The sequence below is a fragment of the Sulfitobacter dubius genome (assembly GCF_900113435.1).
Lineage (GTDB): Bacteria > Pseudomonadota > Alphaproteobacteria > Rhodobacterales > Rhodobacteraceae > Sulfitobacter > Sulfitobacter dubius.
On the sequence record NZ_FOPG01000001.1, the window covers coordinates 1,737,921 to 1,759,725 of the forward strand.

35 protein-coding genes are annotated in these 21,805 nt (G+C 58.0%); 4 read left to right on the forward strand and 31 right to left on the reverse strand.

Annotated elements, in window-relative coordinates:
- Positions 1-19: 19 nt before the first annotated feature.
- From BM229_RS08465 to rpmC, 19 genes are all read right to left on the reverse strand, one after another.
- Positions 20-1,330, reverse strand: a complete 1,311-nt coding sequence (locus tag BM229_RS08465; RefSeq protein ID WP_093927135.1) for a replication-associated recombination protein A — start codon at positions 1,328-1,330, stop codon at positions 20-22.
- A gap of 224 nt (positions 1,331-1,554) precedes the next feature.
- Positions 1,555-1,971 carry a 50S ribosomal protein L17 gene (rplQ, locus tag BM229_RS08470; RefSeq protein WP_093927136.1) on the reverse strand — a complete coding sequence of 139 codons (417 nt, stop codon included), beginning with the start codon at positions 1,969-1,971 and terminating at the stop codon, positions 1,555-1,557.
- Positions 1,972-2,134: 163 nt separating this feature from the next.
- Entirely contained in the window at positions 2,135-3,151 is a 1,017-nt protein-coding gene (locus tag BM229_RS08475) for a DNA-directed RNA polymerase subunit alpha (RefSeq protein ID WP_007118862.1), read from the reverse strand.
- Positions 3,152-3,265: 114 nt separating this feature from the next.
- Complete coding sequence (gene rpsK / locus BM229_RS08480; RefSeq protein WP_067622222.1) at positions 3,266-3,655, reverse strand: 30S ribosomal protein S11; 390 nt, start codon at positions 3,653-3,655, stop codon at positions 3,266-3,268.
- A gap of 15 nt (positions 3,656-3,670) precedes the next feature.
- A complete protein-coding gene (rpsM, locus tag BM229_RS08485) occupies positions 3,671-4,039 on the reverse strand; it encodes a 30S ribosomal protein S13 (RefSeq protein WP_007118860.1) in 369 nt (122 codons plus the stop codon).
- Positions 4,040-4,302: 263 nt separating this feature from the next.
- Complete coding sequence (locus BM229_RS08490) at positions 4,303-4,950, reverse strand: adenylate kinase (RefSeq protein ID WP_093927137.1); 648 nt, start codon at positions 4,948-4,950, stop codon at positions 4,303-4,305.
- Positions 4,947-6,329, reverse strand: coding sequence for a preprotein translocase subunit SecY (gene secY, locus BM229_RS08495; RefSeq protein ID WP_093927138.1), 1,383 nt, complete (start codon positions 6,327-6,329; stop codon positions 4,947-4,949). The genes BM229_RS08490 and secY overlap by 4 nt, the downstream gene beginning before the upstream one ends.
- A 119-nt stretch (positions 6,330-6,448) precedes the next feature.
- The gene (gene rplO / locus BM229_RS08500; RefSeq protein ID WP_093927139.1) at positions 6,449-6,931 is read right to left on the reverse strand and encodes a 50S ribosomal protein L15; all 483 of its coding nucleotides are present in this window, start codon (positions 6,929-6,931) and stop codon (positions 6,449-6,451) included.
- Between the two features lie 397 nt (positions 6,932-7,328).
- On the reverse strand, positions 7,329-7,517 hold the full coding sequence (rpmD, locus tag BM229_RS08505; protein ID WP_007118856.1) for a 50S ribosomal protein L30: 189 nt from the start codon (positions 7,515-7,517) through the stop codon (positions 7,329-7,331).
- Between the two features lie 2 nt (positions 7,518-7,519).
- On the reverse strand, positions 7,520-8,101 hold the full coding sequence (gene rpsE / locus BM229_RS08510; RefSeq protein WP_093737988.1) for a 30S ribosomal protein S5: 582 nt from the start codon (positions 8,099-8,101) through the stop codon (positions 7,520-7,522).
- Positions 8,102-8,270: 169 nt separating this feature from the next.
- On the reverse strand, positions 8,271-8,630 hold the full coding sequence (gene rplR / locus BM229_RS08515; RefSeq protein WP_093927140.1) for a 50S ribosomal protein L18: 360 nt from the start codon (positions 8,628-8,630) through the stop codon (positions 8,271-8,273).
- An 11-nt stretch (positions 8,631-8,641) separates the two neighbouring features.
- Complete coding sequence (rplF, locus tag BM229_RS08520; protein ID WP_093927141.1) at positions 8,642-9,175, reverse strand: 50S ribosomal protein L6; 534 nt, start codon at positions 9,173-9,175, stop codon at positions 8,642-8,644.
- Positions 9,176-9,185: 10 nt separating this feature from the next.
- Complete coding sequence (gene rpsH, locus BM229_RS08525; RefSeq protein ID WP_067622243.1) at positions 9,186-9,578, reverse strand: 30S ribosomal protein S8; 393 nt, start codon at positions 9,576-9,578, stop codon at positions 9,186-9,188.
- Between the two features lie 12 nt (positions 9,579-9,590).
- Positions 9,591-9,896, reverse strand: coding sequence for a 30S ribosomal protein S14 (rpsN, locus tag BM229_RS08530; RefSeq protein WP_007118851.1), 306 nt, complete (start codon positions 9,894-9,896; stop codon positions 9,591-9,593).
- An 18-nt stretch (positions 9,897-9,914) separates the two neighbouring features.
- A complete protein-coding gene (gene rplE / locus BM229_RS08535; RefSeq protein ID WP_093927142.1) occupies positions 9,915-10,478 on the reverse strand; it encodes a 50S ribosomal protein L5 in 564 nt (187 codons plus the stop codon).
- Positions 10,471-10,782, reverse strand: coding sequence for a 50S ribosomal protein L24 (gene rplX, locus BM229_RS08540; protein WP_067267981.1), 312 nt, complete (start codon positions 10,780-10,782; stop codon positions 10,471-10,473). The genes rplE and rplX overlap by 8 nt, the downstream gene beginning before the upstream one ends.
- Positions 10,783-10,784: 2 nt before the next feature.
- Positions 10,785-11,153, reverse strand: coding sequence for a 50S ribosomal protein L14 (gene rplN / locus BM229_RS08545; protein ID WP_007118848.1), 369 nt, complete (start codon positions 11,151-11,153; stop codon positions 10,785-10,787).
- Between the two features lie 63 nt (positions 11,154-11,216).
- The gene (gene rpsQ, locus BM229_RS08550) at positions 11,217-11,462 is read right to left on the reverse strand and encodes a 30S ribosomal protein S17 (protein ID WP_093927143.1); all 246 of its coding nucleotides are present in this window, start codon (positions 11,460-11,462) and stop codon (positions 11,217-11,219) included.
- A gap of 14 nt (positions 11,463-11,476) precedes the next feature.
- Entirely contained in the window at positions 11,477-11,680 is a 204-nt protein-coding gene (gene rpmC, locus BM229_RS08555; RefSeq protein WP_007118846.1) for a 50S ribosomal protein L29, read from the reverse strand.
- A 183-nt stretch (positions 11,681-11,863) separates the two neighbouring features.
- Here rpmC and BM229_RS08560 point away from each other — a divergent pair, with 183 nt between their 5' ends.
- A complete protein-coding gene (locus BM229_RS08560) occupies positions 11,864-12,484 on the forward strand; it encodes a TIGR02466 family protein (RefSeq protein ID WP_093927144.1) in 621 nt (206 codons plus the stop codon).
- Between the two features lies 1 nt (position 12,485).
- Positions 12,486-13,070 (forward strand): hemerythrin domain-containing protein, encoded by a 585-nt coding sequence (locus BM229_RS08565; protein WP_093927145.1) that lies wholly within the window; start codon positions 12,486-12,488, stop codon positions 13,068-13,070.
- A gap of 22 nt (positions 13,071-13,092) precedes the next feature.
- Here the strand turns inward: BM229_RS08565 and BM229_RS08570 are convergent, their stop codons facing one another.
- On the reverse strand, positions 13,093-13,296 hold the full coding sequence (locus tag BM229_RS08570; protein ID WP_093927146.1) for a hypothetical protein: 204 nt from the start codon (positions 13,294-13,296) through the stop codon (positions 13,093-13,095).
- Positions 13,297-13,503: 207 nt separating this feature from the next.
- On the opposite strand from BM229_RS08570, the gene BM229_RS08575 reads away from it, so the two are divergent.
- Complete coding sequence (locus BM229_RS08575) at positions 13,504-14,016, forward strand: NYN domain-containing protein (RefSeq protein WP_338117460.1); 513 nt, start codon at positions 13,504-13,506, stop codon at positions 14,014-14,016.
- Positions 14,017-14,087: 71 nt separating this feature from the next.
- Here the strand turns inward: BM229_RS08575 and rplP are convergent, their stop codons facing one another.
- From rplP to BM229_RS08605, 6 genes are all read right to left on the reverse strand, one after another.
- Positions 14,088-14,501: a 50S ribosomal protein L16 gene (gene rplP, locus BM229_RS08580; RefSeq protein WP_007118841.1), complete on the reverse strand. Its 414-nt coding sequence runs from the start codon at positions 14,499-14,501 to the stop codon at positions 14,088-14,090.
- A gap of 13 nt (positions 14,502-14,514) precedes the next feature.
- Positions 14,515-15,222 (reverse strand): 30S ribosomal protein S3, encoded by a 708-nt coding sequence (rpsC, locus tag BM229_RS08585; RefSeq protein WP_093927148.1) that lies wholly within the window; start codon positions 15,220-15,222, stop codon positions 14,515-14,517.
- Complete coding sequence (gene rplV, locus BM229_RS08590) at positions 15,222-15,602, reverse strand: 50S ribosomal protein L22 (protein WP_067267968.1); 381 nt, start codon at positions 15,600-15,602, stop codon at positions 15,222-15,224. The genes rpsC and rplV overlap by 1 nt, the downstream gene beginning before the upstream one ends.
- A gap of 3 nt (positions 15,603-15,605) precedes the next feature.
- Positions 15,606-15,884, reverse strand: coding sequence for a 30S ribosomal protein S19 (gene rpsS, locus BM229_RS08595; protein ID WP_007118838.1), 279 nt, complete (start codon positions 15,882-15,884; stop codon positions 15,606-15,608).
- 3 nt (positions 15,885-15,887) lie between these two features.
- Positions 15,888-16,730: a 50S ribosomal protein L2 gene (rplB, locus tag BM229_RS08600; RefSeq protein ID WP_067625855.1), complete on the reverse strand. Its 843-nt coding sequence runs from the start codon at positions 16,728-16,730 to the stop codon at positions 15,888-15,890.
- Between the two features lie 498 nt (positions 16,731-17,228).
- On the reverse strand, positions 17,229-18,260 hold the full coding sequence (locus BM229_RS08605) for a fatty acid desaturase family protein (RefSeq protein WP_093927149.1): 1,032 nt from the start codon (positions 18,258-18,260) through the stop codon (positions 17,229-17,231).
- Between the two features lie 174 nt (positions 18,261-18,434).
- Here BM229_RS08605 and BM229_RS08610 point away from each other — a divergent pair, with 174 nt between their 5' ends.
- Positions 18,435-18,860, forward strand: a complete 426-nt coding sequence (locus BM229_RS08610; RefSeq protein WP_093927150.1) for a DUF1801 domain-containing protein — start codon at positions 18,435-18,437, stop codon at positions 18,858-18,860.
- A gap of 33 nt (positions 18,861-18,893) precedes the next feature.
- On the opposite strand, the gene BM229_RS08615 is transcribed toward BM229_RS08610, so the two are convergent.
- The 5 genes from BM229_RS08615 to BM229_RS08635 all read right to left on the reverse strand — a co-directional run.
- The gene (locus BM229_RS08615; protein ID WP_007118833.1) at positions 18,894-19,190 is read right to left on the reverse strand and encodes a 50S ribosomal protein L23; all 297 of its coding nucleotides are present in this window, start codon (positions 19,188-19,190) and stop codon (positions 18,894-18,896) included.
- On the reverse strand, positions 19,187-19,804 hold the full coding sequence (gene rplD / locus BM229_RS08620) for a 50S ribosomal protein L4 (RefSeq protein ID WP_093927151.1): 618 nt from the start codon (positions 19,802-19,804) through the stop codon (positions 19,187-19,189). Before rplD ends, BM229_RS08615 begins: the two co-directional genes overlap by 4 nt.
- Positions 19,801-20,679, reverse strand: a complete 879-nt coding sequence (gene rplC / locus BM229_RS08625) for a 50S ribosomal protein L3 (protein ID WP_007118831.1) — start codon at positions 20,677-20,679, stop codon at positions 19,801-19,803. Before rplC ends, rplD begins: the two co-directional genes overlap by 4 nt.
- Positions 20,680-20,696: 17 nt before the next feature.
- Positions 20,697-21,017: a 30S ribosomal protein S10 gene (gene rpsJ, locus BM229_RS08630; RefSeq protein ID WP_093927152.1), complete on the reverse strand. Its 321-nt coding sequence runs from the start codon at positions 21,015-21,017 to the stop codon at positions 20,697-20,699.
- A 374-nt stretch (positions 21,018-21,391) separates the two neighbouring features.
- Positions 21,392-21,805, reverse strand: a 414-nt coding sequence (locus BM229_RS08635; RefSeq protein ID WP_476755911.1) for an EF-Tu C-terminal domain-related protein, incomplete at its 5' end; no start/stop codon positions are given.

Here is a 21,805-nt window from a genome sequence, read left to right on the forward strand (position 1 = left end):
GCGCGGGCGCGGCCCGGAGTCAAGTTTTCCGCTTGGCGCGCAGCCCTGCAAAGTAATCCTGTCGCTTTTTCAACTCGCGCTCGAAACCGCGTTCGACCGGCTCGTACAGGCTGGGCCGCGCCATCGTATCGGGAAAGTAGTTCTGCCCCGAAAATCCATCCTCGGCATCATGGTCATAGGCATAGCCGCTGCCGTAGCCTTGCTCCTTCATCAGCTTTGTCGGCGCGTTGAGGATATGTTTGGGCGGCGGCTCTGACCCGGTGCTGCGGGCCAGTTTGCGCGCGCCTTTATAGGCCTTGTAAACCGCGTTCGATTTTGGCGCGAGGCAGATGTAGGTCAACGCTTGCGCTATGGCCAACTCCCCCTCGGGACTCCCAAGCCGCTCGTATGTCTCCCAAGCCTGAAGGCAAAAGGCCTGCGCCTGCGGATCGGCAAGGCCCACATCCTCGACCGCCATTCGGGTAATACGGCGCATCAGATAACGGGGGTCTTCGCCCCCCTCCAGCATCCGCCCCAGCCAATAGAGCGCCGCGTCGGGGTCTGACCCGCGCATAGACTTATGCAGGGCGGAAATGAGGTTGTAATGCGAATCGCCTGACTTGTCGTACTGTGCCGCACGGCGCATCAAGCGTTTGGAGAGCCCGGTTTTATCGAGCAATTCATTGCCCTTCCACGCAGTCACCTGTTCGATCAGGTTCAGCAAAGCGCGCCCGTCGCCATCGGCCATTTCCAATAGCGCCTCGCGGGCGTCAGGTTGTAACGGCAATGGCTTGCCTAGCTCCTGCTCTGCCCGTTGCGCCAATCGTTCAAGATCGTCATGCGGCAAGCGCTCTAATACCAGTACCTGCGCCCGAGAAAGCACCGCGGCGTTTAGTTCAAAGCTGGGGTTTTCCGTTGTGGCACCAACCAGAAGGATCGTTCCATCCTCCATATGCGGCAGAAACCCGTCTTGCTGCGCTTTGTTGAAGCGGTGGATTTCATCGACAAACAGCAGCGTCCCCTGCCCCTGTCGCCGCCGCAGCTTGGCCGCGTCAAAAACCTTGCGCAGTTCCGGTACGCCAGAGAAAATTGCGCTGATTTGTACGAAATGTAGATCTGTCTCATCCGCCAAAAGACGCGCGATGGTCGTCTTTCCCACCCCCGGAGGGCCCCAAAAGATCAGCGACGACAATGCACCCGACGCGAGCATTACCGTCAGCGGCGCATCGGGGCCAAGCACTTGTTCCTGCCCGATAACCTCCGCCAATGCGCGCGGGCGCAAGCGGTCTGCCAATGGTCGGTGGCCGCTTTCTGCTGCCGCTGCGTCACTGTCGCCGAATAAATCCGCCATACTACCCCCTAGGCCGCTGCGCCGATCACGGCGGTTGTGTCATAATGCGAGCGCAGATGGCCAACCCTGCTTGGTGCAGCCAGCGGTATTAAGAACGCCAAAAAGTATCTCATACGTCCTGATATGCGCAGCCGCCTTCACTGGTGCAACTGCCTATCCCTACGCCGCCAAAAGAAAAAGCCCCGCCAGATGGCAGGGCTTTCCAATCCGCAATCTGCGAAATCTTATTCTGCGGCTTCTTCTTCAGCCAGACGCGCTTTGTCTGCGGCGCCTTTGGCGTCGCGGTCGCGGTCGACGAATTCGATGATCGCCATAGGCGCCATGTCACCATAGCGGAAGCCAGCTTTCAGCACGCGAACGTAACCACCTTGGCGGTCTTTGTAGCGCGGGCCGAGGATGTCGAACAGTTTCGCGACATACTGGTCTTCTTTCAGCTTGCTTGCGGCCTGACGGCGGGCGTGCAGATCGCCACGTTTGGCCAGCGTGATCATCTTTTCGATGATCGGCTTCAGTTCCTTGGCTTTCGGCAAGGTTGTTTTGATTTGCTCATGCTCGATGAGCGAGCCTGCCATGTTCGAGAACAGCGCCTTGCGGTGTTCATGTGTACGGTTCAGGCGGCGGTATCCACGTGCGTGACGCATTGTCTTACTCCAATCGTGATGCCCTCTACGGGCGGTTTTGCTTTGTCTGGCCCGCGATGCGTGTCACGGGCTCTCCTTGGGGCTTGCACCCGGTCGTAACGGTGCCCGATTTCTTTTGAAGAAATCGGCCCGGAAACTTTGAAAGTTTCCGGGGCCGTGTCTCTTAGAACGAATCCTCGAACTTCTTGGCGAGGTCTTCGATGTTCTCTGGCGGCCAGTCCTCGACGTCCATGCCAAGGTGCAGGCCCATACCCGACAGCACTTCCTTGATCTCGTTCAAAGACTTGCGGCCAAAGTTCGGCGTGCGCAGCATTTCGGCTTCGGTCTTCTGGATCAGGTCGCCGATATAGACGATGTTGTCGTTCTTCAGGCAGTTTGCCGAACGTACAGACAGTTCCAACTCGTCGACTTTCTTGAGCAGCAACGGGTTGAACTCAAGACCATCGTCGTCGTCCTGACGGGACGCCGATTCCGGCTCGTCGAAGTTGACGAAGATGCCCAGCTGATCCTGCAGGATGCGCGCGGCGAAGGCTACGGCGTCATCCGGCGTGATGGAACCGTCTGTTTCGACTTTCATGGTCAGCTTATCATAGTCCAGCACCTGGCCCTCACGGGTGGGCTGCACGTCATAGGAGACCTTCTTGACCGGCGAATAAATCGCGTCGATCGGGATCAGACCGATGGGCGCATCTTCCGGCTTGTTCTTGTCGGCAGAGACATAGCCCTTGCCAGTGTTGACGGTCAGTTCCATGTAGACATCTGCACCATCGTCAAGGTGGCAGATCACATGCTCGCGGTTCAGAATCTCGATACCGGCGGATTCGGAGATGTCACCGGCAGTGACAACGCCCGGACCCTTCGCAGAGATCGACAGGCGCTTGGGCCCTTCGACTTCCATGCGCAGGCTAACGCCTTTGAGGTTCAGGATGATGTCGGTCACGTCTTCGCGCACACCGGCCACGGAGGAAAACTCGTGCAGCACGTTGTCGATCTGCACGGATGTGATTGCCGCACCCTGGAGCGACGACATCAGCACGCGGCGCAGCGCGTTGCCGAGCGTCAGGCCAAAGCCCCGCTCCAGCGGTTCTGCCATAACAGTTGCTTGACGGGCTGGGTCATTGCCCGGCTTGACGTCCAGCTGTTGCGGCTTGATCAATTCAGCCCAATTTTTGTGGATCATGCGTCCCTCCATCCTTGCTTGTGCCTCATGTCCAAATGACACAAACGCTCGAGGTTTCTGAAAAGCGGTATGGGGCCGCACGTAAGGCGCGACCCCATGTCAAACAATCCCGACTTAAACGCGGCGGCGTTTGGGCGGGCGGCAACCGTTGTGGGCCATCGGGGTCACATCACGGATCGACGTGATGTTGAAACCGGCAGCAGCCAGAGCGCGCAGTGCGGATTCACGGCCGGAACCGGGGCCTTGCACTTCGACTTCCAGCGTCTTGACGCCGTGATCCTGAGCTTTGCGGCCAGCATCTTCTGCGGCCATCTGAGCTGCGTAAGGTGTCGACTTACGCGACCCTTTGAAGCCCATGGTGCCAGCGGAGGACCAGGAGATTGCGTTGCCTTGAACATCCGAGATCAGGATCTTGGTGTTGTTAAAGCTTGAGTTCACATGCGCCACACCTGCGGCGATGTTCTTGGAGACCTTACGCTTGGTCTTTGTCTTATCGCGTGCCATTGATCAGACCCTCCCTTATTTCTTCTTGCCAGCAATGGCCTTTGCGGGGCCTTTGCGGGTGCGAGCATTGGTGTGGGTACGCTGACCACGGACGGGCAGGTTACGACGATGGCGCAGGCCACGGTAGCAACCAAGGTCCATCAGACGCTTGATGTTCATCTGCGTGTCACGACGCAGGTCGCCTTCGACGGTGTAGTTGGCGTCGATGTGCTCACGCACGGCCAGAACTTCGGCGTCGGAGAGTTCGTTAACGCGACGGGTCGCGTCGATGCCAACGGCTTCGCAAATGGCTTTGGCGGAGGAGGTGCCAATACCGGTGATATAGGTGAGGGCGATTGGAACCCGCTTTGCAGTCGGGATGTTTACGCCGGCAATACGTGCCACGTTAGCTATTCCTTTTCGTTGCGGGTCCGTCGTTCCAGACCCTTTTTTCACAACACAAGCCCGAGGCGATAAGGCCATCGGGCTGAGGCTGATCAGGTGATCTTGCGGGGTTGGGCTGAACCCTTGCCACAATTTGATTCTCTCGCGAGATAGGGGTGACTATGAGGTTTTGCGCAGGGCGTCAAGCCACTGCGCAAAACTGTGCTGCCGATGCGCCATCTAGGGAAAGAGAGCGTCGCCGCCTGCCCTTCCCTGCGACCCGATCAAGCGTCGAGGATTGCTGCGATCTCGGCGCGAACTTCGTCGATCTTACCCAAACCATTAACGCTCTGAAGCATGTCTTTGGCATAGTAATAGCCCAGCAACGGAGAGGTCTGTTTGTAGTAAGCCATCAGACGGGTCTTGAGGCTTTCCTCATTGTCGTCCGCCCGGCGTTTGAACTCGGTGCCGCCGCAGTTGCTGCATTTGCCATCTTCGGGGATCGGCTTGGTCAGGTCGTTGTAAACCTCGCCGCAGCTTGCGCAGGTGGAGCGAGCGGTGATGCGGGCGACCAGCGCCTCATCGTCGACCTTCATCTCGATTACGGCATCAAGGTTTTGATCCTCATCCGCCATCAATTCGGCCAATGCGTCGGCTTGGGCCAGCGTGCGCGGGAACCCGTCAAAGATGAAACCGCCATGCTCGGCCTTGTCGGTCAGCTTTTCACGGATCAGGCCAATGACGATCTCATCAGTGACCAGCGCGCCACGGTCCATAACGTCCGCGACGATCTTGCCCATCTCTGTACCGCTGTCTTTCGCTTCACGCAGCATGTCGCCGGTGGAGAGTTGGACCATATTGCGGGTCTCGACGAGATGACGTGCTTGGGTGCCTTTGCCTGCGCCCGGAGGCCCGAGTAGAATAATGTTCATCGACGTACGGGGCTCCGTTTCTTGCGTGTACCTTTGCCTTTGCCCGCACCTTTGCCGCGCAATTGCGAGCGTTCAAGCAAACCTTCGTATTGATGCGCGAGCAGATGGCTCTGCACCTGTTGGATGGTGTCCATCGTCACCGACACGACGATCAGCACCGATGTACCGCCGAAGTAGAAGGGAATAGCGAACTGACCGCGCAGAATTTCCGGCAGAACACAGACCGCAGCGAGGTAGAACGAACCCAAGACCAGTATGCGATTCACGACATACTCAAGATACTCGGCGGTGCGTTTGCCCGGACGGATGCCCGGCACGAAACCGTTCTGGTTCTTCAGGTTGTCGGCCACGTCATCGGGTTTGAAGCTGACGTTGAACGTATAGAAATAGGCAAAGAAGACGATCATCGCCACGAAGAACAGCAAATAAAGCGGCTGGCCGGGGCCAAAGTTCGCCAAGAGCCAAGACATCACAGGGCTGGTGGAGTTGCCCGAGAATGTGCTGACCGTCACTGGCAGAAGCAGCAGTGAGGAGGCAAAGATTGCCGGGATCACGCCTGCGGGGTTCACTTTGATCGGCAGGTGCGACGTGCCGCCGTCATACATCTTCATGCCGACTTGGCGACGGGGGTACTGGATATGGATCTTGCGCAACGCGCGCTCCATGAAGACCACGAACATGATCGTCGCGATCACCATGACCAGCACACCAACAATCACCGCAGGGCTGATCGCGCCAGAGCGGCCCGAAGCAAAGAACTGGGCTATGGCGGCGGGGACTTCGGCGATAATGCCGACGAAGATGATCAGCGAGATACCGTTGCCGATGCCGCGTGCGGTGATTTGCTCACCGAGCCACATCAGGAACATAGTGCCGCCGACGAGCGTGATCATACAGGCTGCGATAAAGCCAAAGCCCATCTGCCCGTCAGCAACAATGTCACCCGCCTGAAGACTGACCGCGAGACCATAGGACTGCAAAGTCGCCAGCGCCACGGTGCCGTAGCGTGTGTACTGGTTAATCTTCTTGCGTCCCTGCTCGCCCTCTTTTTTCAACTGCTCCAGCGCCGGAACCATGGAGGTCAGCAGCTGAACGATGATCGAGGCCGAAATATAAGGCATGATGCCCAGAGCGAAGATACCCATCCGGCCTAGCGCGCCGCCGGTAAACATCGACACCATGCCGCCGATGCCTTGGCCCGCGCTTTCCATGAAGTCACGCAGCGCCCCACCATCGATGCCGGGCACCGGGATAAAGGTGCCAAGGCGGTAAACGATAAGCAGCCCGAGCGTGAACAGGATCCGGTTGCGCAGGTCAGTTGCCTTGCCCAATGCGGCCCAGCTCGTGTTCGCGGCCATGTTTTCGACGGCAGATACCATGAGGGGTCTCTTCTTTTGTTACAAAAACGCCGCCCGGGCCGTTTTCCGGCGGGCGGCGTTCGGGAAAACTTGAGGATATGTAAGCGGCTGGCGCGCCGCTCACAAGCCTTAAGGCCGCATTACTCGGATGCTTCGACCGCCTTGGGGGCAGTCACAGTCACCTTGCCGCCTGCCTTCTCGACCGCCTCGATGGCAGACTGAGAAGCGCCGGCAACGTTCAGGTCGATCTTAGAGGTGATGTCACCTTTGGCCAGAACGCGGATACCGTCCAGCTCACGACGAACCAGACCGGACGCAACTAGAGCAGCACCGTCGATGGTGTTGCCAGCGTCGATCTTCTTGGCGTCGATGAACTTCTGGATCAGGCCTAGGTTCACAACAGCGAAAGACTTGCGGTTGGGCTTGTTAAAGCCACGCTTGGGCAGACGCTGATAGATCGGCATCTGGCCGCCTTCAAAGCCCTTGATCGCCACGCCGGAACGGGACTTTTGACCTTTGATACCACGGCCACCCATTTTACCCTTGCCGGAGCCAGGGCCACGGCCGACGCGCATACGCTTCTTGGTTGCGCCTTCGTTGTCGGAAAGTTCGTGCAGTTTCATGTCGCTTCTCCTTTTGCCGGAAATGGCCCCCAGCGACGGGAGTGGCCAAACGCGGCGTTTCGATTCCATTGCAACCCAACACGGGCCACCGGGGGCGTATAGGGGATGGCGCAAGGCGTGACAAGGGGGTGGCGGCAAACATGGGCTCTTACGAGGCAACACGGGCCATCGCCTGCCCGTGAGGTGGCGACCTCAACAGTGATCCAGGCCACTTTAGCCTGCAGTGATAGTGTGACTGCGCAGAAGAGCGCCAAACCTCACTAACTCGCCAGCACGCCCGGCGCCTGCAGCTTGATCCGGGCCGGTGGCACAATCAGCCCAAAAAGCAAAACGCCCCGCAGTTTCCTGCGAGGCGTCTTCGTAGAGTGGTCCCCCACTCTACCGCTGAACCCTAGGTTCAGCCTTTCTCTTCAACGATCTCGACCATGTGCGAGACCTTGTTGATCATGCCGCGGACGGAAGGTGTATCTTCCAGTTCACGGGTACGACCCATTTTGTTCAGACCCAGGCCAACCAGAGTTGCCTTTTGCTTGGCGGGGCGGCGGATCGGCGAGCCGACCTGCTTGATTACGAGTGTCTTGGCCATGCTTATGCCTCCTCAGCCACTTGTGCGGAGGACTCTACGTTGTCATCACGCTTGGGCAGAATGTCAGCCACTTTCTTGCCGCGACGTTGCGCGACGGAACGGGGCGATTGCTCTTTTCTCAGACCGTCCAAAGTGGCGCGGATCATGTTGTATGGGTTCTGCGAACCGACCGACTTGGACACAACGTCCTTTACGCCCAGCATCTCGAATACGGCACGCATCGGACCACCGGCGATGATACCGGTACCTTCAGGTGCTGTACGCATGATGACTTTGCCGGCGCCGTGGCGGCCGTGCATGTCATGGTGCAGCGTACGACCTTCGCGCAGCTGCACGCGGATCATCTGACGCTTGGCTTGCTCAGTCGCCTTGCGGATGGCCTCGGGCACTTCTTTCGCTTTACCCTTACCAAAGCCGACGCGGCCTTTTTGATCGCCCACGACTACAAGTGCGGCAAAGCCGAAACGCTTACCACCCTTAACGGTCTTGGACACGCGGTTGATCGCGACCAGACGGTCAGCGAATTCCGGGGTCTCGTCGCGCTGGTTGCGGCGGTTGCCCCCACGGTTGTCATCTCTTGCCATCTGGCATCTTCCTTTTTCTGTGGCCCTTGGGCCCCCTTTGGTCAATCCTGGTGGGCCAGCGGCCCCCGGATCATCGAGAGGGCCAGCGTGGCCCTCTTCGTAGGAAAGCTGCACACGCGGCGCAGCCTCCACATGAAAGCAGGTGCGTGGTTGCCCACGCACCGCACAATCAGATCTTCAGACCGCCTTCGCGGGCCGCTTCGGCCAAAGCTTTCACTTTGCCGTGGAACAAGAAACCGCCACGGTCGAAGTATGCTTCTTCCACGCCAGCTTTCTTGGCACGCTCGGCGATCAATGCGCCGACCTTGGTTGCCGCTTCGACGTTGTTTTTGCCAACGACGCCCAGATCCTTCTCCATGGTGGAGGCGGATGCGAGTGTAACGCCGTTCACATCGTCGATCAGCTGAGCCGAGATGTTCTTGGACGAACGGTGTACCGACAGGCGCATGCGCCCGGCGTTCACTTTGCGGAGTTTGTTCCGAACGCGCATGCGGCGTTTCAGGAACAGCTGTCTTTTGGTATTTGCCATCTTTCCGTTCCTTACTTCTTCTTGCCTTCTTTGCGGAACACGAACTCACCCTTATAGCGGATGCCTTTGCCCTTATAGGGCTCGGGCTTGCGCCAAGCGCGGATGTTCGCAGCGACCTGACCAACAAGCTGTTCGTCAATGCCTTCCACAACGATTTCGGTCTGCTTCGGTGCTGTTACGGTGACGCCCTCGGGCGCAACATAGTCAACATCGTGGCTGAGACCGAGGTTCAGGCGCAGCGTGTTGCCGTTGATGGCAGCACGATAACCAACACCTTGGATCTCAAGCTCTTTCTTGAAGCCCGTGGTGACACCGGTCACCAGGTTTTCGATCATAGTCCGGGACATGCCCCACTGCTGACGTGCGCGCTTGGACTTGCCGCGCGGTGTCACAGTGATTGCGCTGTCTTCGACCGTCAGCGTCACGTCGTCAGTCGCACGGAAGGTGCGGGTCCCCTTAGGGCCCTTCACTTCAATCGTCTGACCGCTTACCTCTGCCGAGACGCCCGAAGGCATGGCGACAGGTTTCTTACCAATTCGAGACATTGTCTTCTCCTTAGAATACGGTGCAGAGCACTTCGCCGCCAACATTGGCAGAGCGTGCAGATGCGTCCGACATCACACCTTTGGAGGTGGAGACAATCGACACACCGAGGCCCTGACGGACAACAGGAATGTCATTGACGGCCATGTAAACGCGACGACCGGGCTTGGAAACCCGTTTCAATTCGCGAATAACAGGCTCGCCTTCGTAGTACTTGAGGCTGATCTCGATGGCGGGGTGGCCATCGGCGCCCGTCACCTTTTCGTAGCCGCGGATGTAGCCTTCGTCGGCCAGCACGTCCAACACCCATGCACGCAGCTTGGAAGCTGGTGTGGATACGGTGGATTTGCCGCGCAGCGAAGAGTTACGGATGCGTGTCAGCATATCTGCGATAGGATCGTTCATCTGATGCGCTCCTTACCAGCTCGACTTGACCATGCCGGGGATCTGGCCCGAAGAGCCAAGGTCCCGCAGCGCGATCCGCGAAATTTTCAGTTTACGATAGTAGGCGTGCGGGCGGCCCGTCAGCTGGCAGCGGTTGTGCAGACGCACAGCAGAGCTGTTGCGCGGCAGTTTCGCCAGCTTCAGGGAAGCGCGGAAACGCTCTTCCATCGGTTTGCTTTCGTCGCTCACGATCTCTTTCAGAGCCGCGCGCTTCTCAGCATATTTTTTGACCAGTGCTTCGCGCTTCTTCTCGCGCTCAATCATGGATTTCTTAGCCATTTCTAATCCTTCCCGCGCTTATGAATTGAAGGGCATGTTGAAAGCTTTCAACAGCGCCTTGGCTTCAGCGTCGGTTTTCGCCGTGGTGGCGATCACGATGTCCATACCCCAAGTCTCGTCAACTTTGTCGAAGTCGATTTCGGGGAACACGATATGCTCTTTCAAGCCCATGGCGTAGTTGCCACGGCCGTCAAAGCTTTTGCCTGGCACGCCGCGGAAGTCGCGGATACGGGGCATTGCGATCGTGATCAGACGGTCAAGGAATTCGTACATGCGGTCACCGCGCAGGGTTACTTTCGCACCCAGCGGCATTTCCTCACGGACGCGGAAACCAGCGATGGATTTCTTGGCCACGGTTGTCAGGGCCTTCTGGCCTGCAATCACGGTCAAGTCTTCCTGAGCCGACTTGGCTTTCTTGCTGTCACGTACGGCCTCGGCACCACAGCCGATGTTCAGAACGATTTTGTCCAGCTTGGGGATCATCATGTCGTTCTTGTAGCCGAATTCCTCTTTCAGGGCGGCGCGGATCTTCTCGCGGTATTCGGCCTGAAGGCGGGGTGTGTAGGTTGCGGTATCAAGCATCGATCACGTCCCCCGTGGTCTTGGCAAAGCGCACTTTTTTGTCGCCTTCGATTTTGAAACCCACGCGGGTGGCTTTGCCATTGGCATCCACCAGTGCGAGGTTGCTCAGGTCGATCGGCATCGCCTTGGGGATGCGGCCGCCTTGAGATGTCTGTGTCTGGCGTGTGGCGCGGATGGCGATTTTCACGCCGTCAACGATCGCCTTGTTCGACTTGGGGTCAACAGACGAGATGGTGCCCGTCTTGCCCTTGTCCTTGCCGGACAGGACGATGACCTTGTCACCTTTGCGAAGTTTAGCAGCCATGATTACAGCACCTCCGGAGCGAGCGAGATGATTTTCATGAAGTTCTTCGCGCGCAGCTCACGAACAACCGGCCCGAAGATACGGGTGCCGACAGGCTCGTTGTTGTTATTCAGGATAACAGCAGCGTTGCGGTCGAAACGGATGGCGGTGCCATCGTCGCGGCGAACTTCTTTGGCGGTGCGAACGACAACGGCCTTACGGACGTCGCCCTTTTTCACACGACCGCGAGGGATGGCTTCCTTGACCGACACGACAATGATGTCGCCGACGGATGCGTATTTACGCTTGGAACCACCCAAGACCTTGATGCACTGAACACGGCGCGCGCCGCTGTTGTCAGCAACATCCAGGTTGGTCTGCATCTGGATCATTTGGTTTCTCCCGACCTTCTGGGGGGCGATGCGGCCCTCATCCCAGGGTTTCGTTTAAGGGGCTCAGGCTTCGGTCTTGTCCGAAGTCAAAACTTCCCAACGTTTGGTTTTCGACTTTGGTGCACACTCGATGATGCGAACGCTGTCGCCCACTTTGTATGTGTTGTTCTCATCGTGAGCCCGGTACTTCTTGGACTTACGGATGGTCTTTTTCAGAACCGGATGCGTAAAGCGGCGCTCTACGGAAACGGAAACTGTTTGTGCGTTGGCGTCCGATGTCACGGTGCCTGTAAGGATACGCTTGGGCATGTTTCAGGCTCCTATTATTCGGCTGCCGCAGCAGCGGCTTTCTGGTTCAGCACGGTGTGGACACGGGCCACGTCACGCTTCACGGTCTTCAAACGTGCAGGGTTCTCCAGCTGGCCGGTGGCCTGCTGAAAACGCAAGTTGAAGGATTCTTTTTTCAGGTTCACAAGCTCGTCGCGGAGCTGGTCCGGCGTCTTGTCGTGCAGTTCGCTGGCTTTCACGGCCTCTTCCTTTCAACATCACCAGTAGGCCCCTGTCAGGGTGACCATGATTCTGGTGGAGTTCATGATGAAAGGTGCCAATACGCGCTGAGGTCGCACATGGCAACCCCCGATGGCCCGGCGCCTGTGAATTAGGCGGGAAAGACGCTGGCGATAGGAACATGTTCCGCATAAGAAGGGCCTATGTCAAACATCAAATCGCTTTTCGCCACCCGCCTCTATCACGCCGCCCTGTCGGCGCATGGCAAACCCATCGACACTGATGAGCTGGCCGCCTCTTGTTTCTCGATTGCCGAGGATGACGAGGCCGGACAGGATTGGTGCGAGGAGAACGGCTATGCGGGTTACACTTCTTATGCCTCATTGGACGACCTGCCCTACCGCTTCCCGATCTTCAAAGATCTGGTCGCCGTGCTGGACAAACATGTGGCGGAATTTGCCAAAGATCTAGAGTTCGATCTGGGCGCGCGCAAACTGGTGCTGGATTCACTGTGGCTGAACATCCTGCCCGAAGGCGGCATCCACACATCGCATATTCACCCGCATTCGGTAATCTCGGGCACGACCTATGTCACCATGCCCGAAGGCGCCAGCGCGATCCGCTTTGAAGACCCGCGCTTGCCGATGATGATGGCAGCCCCCGGCCGGGTGAAGGACGCCCGCGAGGAGCTGCGCCCCTTCATCTATGTCGCGCCCCAAGCTGGTGATGTGCTGCTGTGGGAAAGCTGGCTGCGCCACGAGGTGCCGATGAACATGATTGAGGAAGATCGCGTGTCGGTGAGCTTCAACTACAATTGGGCCTAGGATGGCAAAACACGCCGATGGGCGGCCCCTGACTGCGTTAACGATTGACCCAGACACCCGCCCGCCGATGCCTCAGCTAGGTAAGGTAACCGACAGTCAGCGGCAAGCGGGGCGGCATCTGGCGGCCATTCACAGACATTACTTAAAGGATCTTGCCCGGATTGCACAGGTCATGGCCCGGATGGAAGGCGGAGAGACACCACCCGCCGATCTGGCCCATATCGTGCTGCATACAGAAATGGCCCAGAATTTCGCCGCTGCCGGAACGCTCTGCGGGCAGCAATGCTGGGCGTTGACGATGCATCACAACATCGAAGAACAAAGCATTTTTCCGCAGTTGCAGGCCCGTGGATCTGATGCTGTCCGCACCATCGTAGATCGGCTACGGGAAGAGCATGAGGTAGTGCATGCGCTTCTAGAGCGGCTCGGCAAGGCCGCGGAAAGCTTGACCGAAGCACCAAGTGCGAAGGACTTCGCCGAAACCCGCGCAATCTTTGACCAACTCGTTACTGTCGTGCAATCGCACTTCCATTTCGAAGAAACCACGCTGGCCGAGGCTTTGGGCGTCTATCAGGTCGATATCTGAAGGCACACCATCGCGCTCTGCCCTACTTCTTGGCCGCCTTTGCCGCCTCTTCTTGCGCCTTTACTGCGGCTTTCTCTTCTTTCGTCAGCTTATTGCCCCACTGATTGTTGCTGAGCCCCAAATCGCTGGGCATCGGCTTGGTCTTTCCCTTTTTGACCTCCCCACCCTTGTCGAGGAACGCACGGATCAAGTCTTCGTCGGTATTGGGCTTTGGGACGTGCTTCATGTGGCTGGGCCTTTCCTGTCGCGATGGGTTGTGACGAGGCTACCGACTATTAGGCGGGATGGCCAGTACGGGCCGCCGCGCCTTGCTCAACGCGCCTATTTGCCTGACACTCAACCTTAAGCATTATTCAACGCAGTTATCTCAAATATGATTTGCCCCTTCTTATTATTACTCGGTTCTTTGGTCCTGACCATCGCCGGAGCATCTATGCCCGGCTGGCAAGATCTCACGCTGCTCGGTGTGCCTTGCGTTATTGCTAGTGCGATCCTCTTGCTGCGCGCCCTGGCTCAACCCAAGCGCGCCCAGAAAAAGTGGATCATCGTGGATGGCTCGAACGTTATGCATTGGAAGTCGGGCGAGCCGAGCATCAAAGTCGTGCGCGAGGTCGTGGACGAGCTGCGCGACCGCGGTTACACACCCGGCGTCGTGTTTGATGCCAATGCCGGCTATCTGCTTATCGGACGATATCAACACGATAAAGCGTTAAGCAGACAACTTGATCTTCCGGTGGACCGGGTAATGGTGGTCCCCAAAGGCACCCCGGCCGACCCCTATATCCTCCAGTCGGCGCGGGACTATGGGGGGCAGGTGGTGAGCCGTGATCGGTTTCGCGATTGGGCGGATGCTTACCCTGAAATCGCCGAACCGGGGCATCTGGTCAAAGGGGGCTACCAGAAGGGCAAGCTCTGGCTTGACCTCAAAAACGAAGCCCTCGTCTGACAAAGAAAAACCCCCGCCGATCGCTCGACGGGGGTTCATTTCTCTTACCCACCCCTCGCGGGGCGTGCGGCTTACCAGTCCTCGCGGACGACAACCCGGGTCTTGATCGGCAGCTTCATGGCTGCCAGACGCAGGGCTTCGCGTGCCACGTCTTCACCGACACCGTCGATTTCAAACATGATGCGGCCCGGCTTGACCTTGGCTGCCCAGAAGTCGACGGAACCTTTACCTTTACCCATACGAACTTCGACGGGCTTAGAGGTGACCGGAACGTCCGGGAAGATGCGGATCCAGACACGGCCTTGACGCTTCATGTGACGCGTCATGGCGCGGCGTGCCGCTTCGATTTGACGGGCTGTAACCCGCTCCGGCTGCAGTGCCTTCAGGCCGTAGGTGCCAAAGTTCAGGTCAGACCCGCCCTTTGCCAGACCCTTGATCGAGCCCTTAAACTGCTTACGGAATTTAGTACGCTTTGGTTGAAGCATTTGTCATTCCCCCTTAGCGACGACCGCCGGCACCGCGAGGTGCTGGGCCGTCTTGGAGTTCCTGTGCCTTACGGTCACGCGCGGCGGGGTCATGTTCCATGATCTCGCCTTTGAAGATCCATGTCTTGATCCCGATGATGCCGTAAGCGGTGGCCGCTTCGACATGTGCGTAATCGATGTCGGCACGCAATGTGTGCAGAGGCACGCGACCCTCACGGTACCATTCGGTACGCGCGATTTCAGCACCACCAAGACGACCCGCGAGGTTCACGCGGATGCCCAGTGCGCCCATGCGCATGGCGTTCTGCACGGCACGTTTCATGGCGCGGCGGAAAGAAACCCGGCGCTCCAGCTGCTGTGCAATGCTCTCACCAACCAGATGTGCGTCTAGCTCGGGCTTGCGGATCTCAACGATGTTGAGGTGCAGTTCCGAGTTGGTCATCTTGGCGATCTTCTGGCGCAGCGTCTCGATGTCCGCGCCTTTCTTGCCAATGATGACACCGGGGCGTGCTGTGTGGATCGTGACGCGGCACTTTTTGTGCGGACGCTCGATGATCACACGGGCAACACCAGCTTGGTGGCACTCTTTCTTGATGAAGTCGCGGATTGCGAGGTCTTCGAGAAGAAGATCACCGTAATCCTTGGTGTCGGCGTACCAGCGGCTGTCCCAGGTGCGGTTCACCTGAAGACGCATACCGATCGGATTTACTTTGTTACCCATCAGGCTTGCTCCTCAACTTGACGCACTTTGATCGTGATCTCGGCAAACGGCTTGATGATCTTGCCGAAACGGCCACGGGCACGTGGGCGACCGCGCTTCATGGTCAGGTTCTTACCGACATAGGCCTCGGCCACGATGAGCTCATCGACGTCCAGGTTGTGGTTGTTCTCGGCGTTAGCAATCGCGGACTGAAGACATTTCTTCACGTCCTGCGCGACCCGCTTCTTGGAGAAGGTGAGGTCGGTCAACGCTTTGTCCACGGACTTGCCACGGATCAGAGCTGCAACCAGGTTCAGTTTCTGCGGGCTGGTGCGAAGCATGCGCAGTTTTGCCATTGCTTCGTTGTCTGCCACGCGGCGGGGATTCTTATCCTTGCTCATGGCTTATTTCCGCTTCGCTTTTTTGTCGGCGGCATGACCGTAGTAGGTCCGAGTCGGGGAGTACTCACCGAACTTCTGACCGATCATGTCTTCGCTGACGTTAACAGGGATGTGCTTATGACCGTTGTACACGCCAAACGTCAGACCCACGAACTGGGGCAGGATCGTGCTGCGGCGCGACCAGATCTTGATCACTTCGTTACGGCCGCCCTCGCGGGAAGCCTCTGCCTTTTTGAGGACATAAGAGTCAACAAAAGGACCTTTCCATACTGAACGAGCCATGAATTAACGCCCCTTCTTCTTGGCGTGACGCGAGCGGATGATAAGCTTGCTGGACGCTTTGTTCTTGTTGCGGGTCTTGGCACCCTTCGTCGGCTTACCCCAAGGAGTAACCGGGTGACGACCACCAGAGGTCCGGCCTTCACCACCGCCGTGCGGGTGGTCGATCGGGTTCATCACCACACCACGTACAGAAGGACGGATGCCCTTGTGACGCATGCGGCCCGCTTTACCGTAGTTCTGGTTGGAGTTGTCGGGGTTAGACACAGCACCAACGGTGGCCATGCATTCCTGACGCACGAGACGCAGCTCGCCGCTGCTCAGACGGATCTGAGCGTAGCCACCGTCACGACCCACGAACTGGGCGTAGGTGCCGGCGGCACGTGCGATCTGACCGCCCTTACCGGGCTTCATCTCGATGTTGTGGACGATCGTACCGATTGGCATGCCCGAGAAAGGCATCGCGTTACCGGGTTTGATGTCCACTTTGGCGCCGGCGATGATCTTGTCGCCGATGGCCAGACGCTGGGGGGCCAGGATGTAGGCCTGCTCGCCGTCTTCGTATTGGATCAGTGCGATGAAAGCGGTCCGGTTGGGGTCATATTCGATCCGCGCGACAACAGCGGACATGTCCAGCTTGTTACGCTTGAAATCAACGATACGGTAGAGGCGCTTTGCACCACCACCTGTACGACGCATTGTGATTCGTCCGGTGTTGTTCCGACCGCCAGATTTGGTCAAACCCTCAGTAAGGGCTTTGACCGGGCGGCCTTTCCACAGCTCCGAACGGTCGATCAGTACCAGTCCACGCTGGCCTGGCGTCGTCGGTTTGTACGACTTGAGTGCCATGTTCTCTGTCTTCCGTTTGCTTGGCACGCATCCATCATGATGAAAGCGCGTTGGTTGTAGGGCCCCGAAGGTCCCCTGTAGGAGTGGTGGATGGGCTAAAATCTCTTGCGAGGCAGGCATCCCAACCACCGGGATCGTTCAAATAGCCAAACCCCGGACGAATCCGGGGTCTGAGCCGATGTGGCGACCTAGCAGGTTCAAATCTGCCCGTCCAGTGGGCATAGAAAGATTCCTCCCGCCGCGCCTACACAAACGAAAAGATGGCGCCGGGGCGCCTTCCTCCATATGTTCAGGTTTTCAGCAGGGCGGGATTAGTTAAGGCCAACCTTTCGACCAGACGTATACCCGGATCAAGGATTGCAACTTCGGCTTCGTTGAGTTCCGGCATATGATTGGAGCACCCTGTCCCGCGCTCTCATTTTGGTTTCAAGTGAAGGGCGTAAATGCAAAAAACCCCGCCAAAGCGGGGTTTATGTCTATGCTTAGGTCGGTTGCGCGTCAGGCCGCGCTGCGGGCCTGAGCGAATGACAACAGGCGCTTGGTCTTCTCATCCCACAGATGCAAACGCGCATTGGAAAGGCTCTCGCGGATGGTCATCCGGTTCCCCTCTGCTAGCGCCGCGTGATCACGCAACACCTCAGGCAGACGGTAGAATGGGATACGGCTGTAGAGGTGGTGAACGTGGTGGATGCCGATGTTGGCGCTCAACCACTGCAGCGGCCGCGGCAGGATATAATGCGACGAGCCGTGGAACGCAGCATCATGCAAATCCCATGCCTCGTTTTCCTCCCAATGAGTCGTCTCAAACTGGTGCTGAACGTAGAACAGCCACATGCCTGCCGTCGCCGCCAATAGCGTGCTGGGCACAAAGATTAGCAGGATCGGCATGATCCCCCCGAAATAAAAGATCACCGCCAGCGCTACCAGGATCGACAGGTTGGTGCCCATCGCGCTTATCCAATAGCGCGCTTTGGCCATCAACCCCAGCGGGATGCGGTTCTGCACGAAAAACAGATAGCTTGGTCCAAGACCAAACAGCACCACCGGGTTGCGATAAAGCCGATAGTGAAACCTTCCGAACACCCCAAGTGCGCGATATTCTGCAACTGTCAGCGTGTGAATATCCCCAATCCCCCGGCGCCCAAGATTCCCGGCAGAGGAGTGGTGGATCGAATGCGTACGGCGCCAAACGTCATAGGGCGTGAGTGTCAAAACCCCCAACACACGCCCAACCCAATCACTGGTACGTCGGCTGCTAAAGAACGCAGCATGACCACAATCGTGCTGGATCGCAAAGAGCCGCAGCAAAAAGCCCGCATTGACCAGCGAGATCGCCAGTGTCAGCCAGCCGCTGATCGACATCGCCCACCACGCCAGTGCCCAAAGCAGGACGAAGGGCCCAAGCGTGATCGCCAGCTCGAAACTGCTGCGCCAAGTGCTCGGCTCGCGGTAGCGAGCCAGCACGCGGACCCAGTCGCGCGCGTTCGGCACGTCCGCAGACGCGCCAGAGGGAGATTTTTCGTGAAACATAGAACTGCTTTTTATCGTTGCTCTATGCCTTGTAGAGGAAAGCACGCAGCAAGCAACTTATCCGTTGACTATTAACGTCGGGTTTCGGCGTCTGTGGCCAAAATTAGCCGGTAAGGCGACGCTTTGGGACACCCCGACAATTGAACATGCCGCCCTCCCCTCCTAGGCTGACCCATGATTTCATCCAGCCCACCGTTTCAAAACGAAGGCGTAGCAGCCGCTTTTGCATGTTTTCCTGCGTTGGCACGCGCGGGCCTTCTGGAAATACGGCAGCTTATTTTCGAAGTTGCAGAGACCGAAGGCGTAGGCCCTATCGAAGAAACTCTCAAATGGGGGCAACCGGCCTATCTTACTTCCCAAAGCAAATCGGGAACGCCTTTGCGACTAGGTGTGCCGAAATCCGGCGGATACGCGCTCTATGTTCATTGCCAGACCACACTCATTTCAGACGCGCGCACGGCGTTCGGGGATGCGTTCACCTATGAAGGGAACCGCGCAGTCCTATTTAATGCACAGACTAGCATCTCAGACACACCACTGGCGCTTTTGATTGCCAGTGCGCTGACTTACCACCGCCGCAACAAAAAAGGCCCCCGCTAAGCGGAGGCCCTTTCCAGATCATTCACCGAAAGCTTACAGCCCGGTGGATACGTCGATTGTGTTGCCTTCTTCGAGCGTCACATAAGCCTTTTTCACGTCTTTACGGCGGCCCATCTGGCCCCGGAAACGCTTGACCTTGCCTTTGGTGATGGACGTGTTCACGGCCTTCACCTTGACGTTAAAGAGCGCCTCAACGGCCTCTTTGATCATTGGCTTGTTGCTCTCGATCGCCACTTCGAAAACGACAGCGTTCTGTTCGGACGCCATTGTTGCTTTCTCGGTGATGATCGGCTTGCGGATCACATCGTAATGTTCATGCTTGGCGCTCATTTCAGGCGTGCCTCCAATGCTTCGATCCCCGCTTTGGTGATCACCAGAGTGTCACGCTTGAGGATGTCATAGACGTTTGCGCCCATCGACGGCAGGATATCCAAACCTTCGATGTTGCGTGCGGCCTGTGCGAAGTTCTCGTTGACCGAAGCGCCATCGATGACCAGCGTGCGCTTCCAACCCAGGTTCGAAACCTGCTTGGCCAGAGCGGCTGTTTTGCCTTCGGACGTTGCTTCGTCGATGATGACCAAGGAACCGGCTTTTGCTTTGGCGCTGAGCGCGTGGCGCAGACCCAGCTTGCGGAACTTCTTGGTCAGCTCGTGGCCGTGGCTACGCGGGGTTGGACCCTTGTAGATACCACCCTTACGGAAGATCGGCGCGTTACGGTCACCGTGGCGTGCGCCGCCGGTGCCTTTTTGGCGATAGATCTTCTTGGTCGAGTAACTGGTCTCGGACCGCGTCTTGACCTTGTGCGTACCCTGCTGCGCGTTGTTACGCTGCCAGCGCACGACGCGGTGCAGGATGTCGGCACGCGGCTCAAGGCCGAACAGTGCTTCGTCCAGGTCTACGGACCCGGCCTTGCCACCGTCGAGTTTGATGACATCGAGTTTCATGCGTCACCTTCTTTCTTGTCAGCGTCGGCATCGGAATTGTCGGCATCCGAACCCTCAGCTGCGATTTCAGCTTCTGCGGCTTTCAGCGCTTCGGCTTCCTGTGCGGCTTGCTCTTCGGCCAAACGCTTGGCTTCAGCTTCTGCCTCTGCTGCGGCTGCGGCGGCTGCCTCTTCGGCGGCTTTCGCGGCTTCTTCAGCGGCGGATTTCAGAGCGGCGGGCAGAATCGCGTCTTCGGGGAACGGCTTTTTGACCGCATCCTTGACGGTGACCCAGCCACCTTTGGAGCCAGGAACGGCACCTTTAACCATGATCAGGCCACGCGCGCTGTCAGTCTTGACGACCTCGAGGTTCTGCGTGGTGACACGGGCAGCGCCCATGTGACCGGCCATTTTCTTACCTTTGAAAACCTTGCCGGGATCCTGACACTGGCCTGTGGAACCGTGCGAACGGTGGCTGATGGAAACACCGTGTGTCGCCCGCAGACCGCCAAAGTTGTGACGCTTCATCGCACCGGCAAAACCTTTACCGATCGAAGTGCCTGCAACGTCAACGTACTGACCTGCGAAGTAATGGTCCGCGATGATTTCCTCACCGACTTCCAGCATCGCTTCCGCATCGACGCGGAATTCAGCAACCTTGCGCTTGGGTTCCACTTTCGCTGCTGCGAAATGGCCACGCATGGCTTGGCTTGTGCGTTTGGCTTTCGCCGAACCGGCACCCAGCTGAACGGCGGTGTAGCCGTCACGGTCTGCGGTGCGCTGTGCGACAACCTGAAGCTTGTCCAACTGGAGAACGGTCACAGGAATCTGCTTGCCGTCTTCCATGAACAGCCGGGTCATGCCGACTTTTTTTGCAATAACGCCTGAGCGCAACATATGATTACCCTCCCGGCTTACGATTGCAGCTTGATCTCGACATCCACGCCAGCGGCGAGGTCGAGCTTCATCAGCGCGTCCACGGTCTGGGGGGTCGGATCAATGATATCCAGCAGACGCTTGTGCGTGCGGATTTCGAACTGGTCACGGGATTTCTTGTCAACGTGGGGACCACGCAGAACGGTGAATTTCTCGATTTTGTTCGGCAGCGGAATGGGTCCGCGAACCGAAGCGCCTGTGCGCTTCGCGGTGCTGACGATTTCCTGTGTAGAAGAATCGAGCACCCGATAGTCAAACGCCTTCAGGCGAATGCGGATGTTCTGGCTTGGAGCGGCCATATGCATATCCCTTGTTTTGGGATTTCAACGGATTGGAGGAAGCAGGCTCATCCGGCCCCCTCATCGCGCCTTGGTATCAAATCAAACGGGGCGCGTCTGACGCACCCCGGTGATTGGCGTCCTATAGGGGGAATCGATGGCCGTGGCAAGCAGGTTCTAAAAACCCCCGTGTTTTTAGAACCTGTGCGCAAAGTCATGCCGCTTGCGGCGTGACAGCGCACACCGCCAGAGTTCAATCACGACCGAAAAAAACACCTGATTCCTGACTTGGCCGGCAGGCGCAATAGCTCCTCCCCCGCAAACGCAAAAGGCCGCAGCGAATGCTGCGGCCTTTCGAAAGTCTTACAAGTCAGGCCCAAAGGCCCGGCCCATAATTACTCAGTGATCTTCGACACAACGCCGGCGCCAACCGTACGGCCACCTTCGCGGATCGCGAAGCGCAGGCCGTTTTCCATGGCGATCGGTGCGATCAGCTCAACGCCGAAGGACACGTTGTCGCCAGGCATGACCATCTCGGTGCCTTCTGCCAGCTGAACGGTGCCGGTCACGTCAGTTGTACGGAAGTAGAACTGTGGACGGTAGTTCGCGAAGAACGGCGTGTGACGGCCACCTTCCTCTTTGGTGAGGATGTAGGCTTCGGCTTCGAACTTGGTGTGCGGGTTCACGGAACCGGGCTTGCAGAGAACCTGACCGCGCTCAACGCCGTCACGCTCAACGCCACGCAGCAGCGCGCCGATGTTGTCGCCAGCTTCACCACGGTCCAGCAGCTTGCGGAACATTTCCACGCC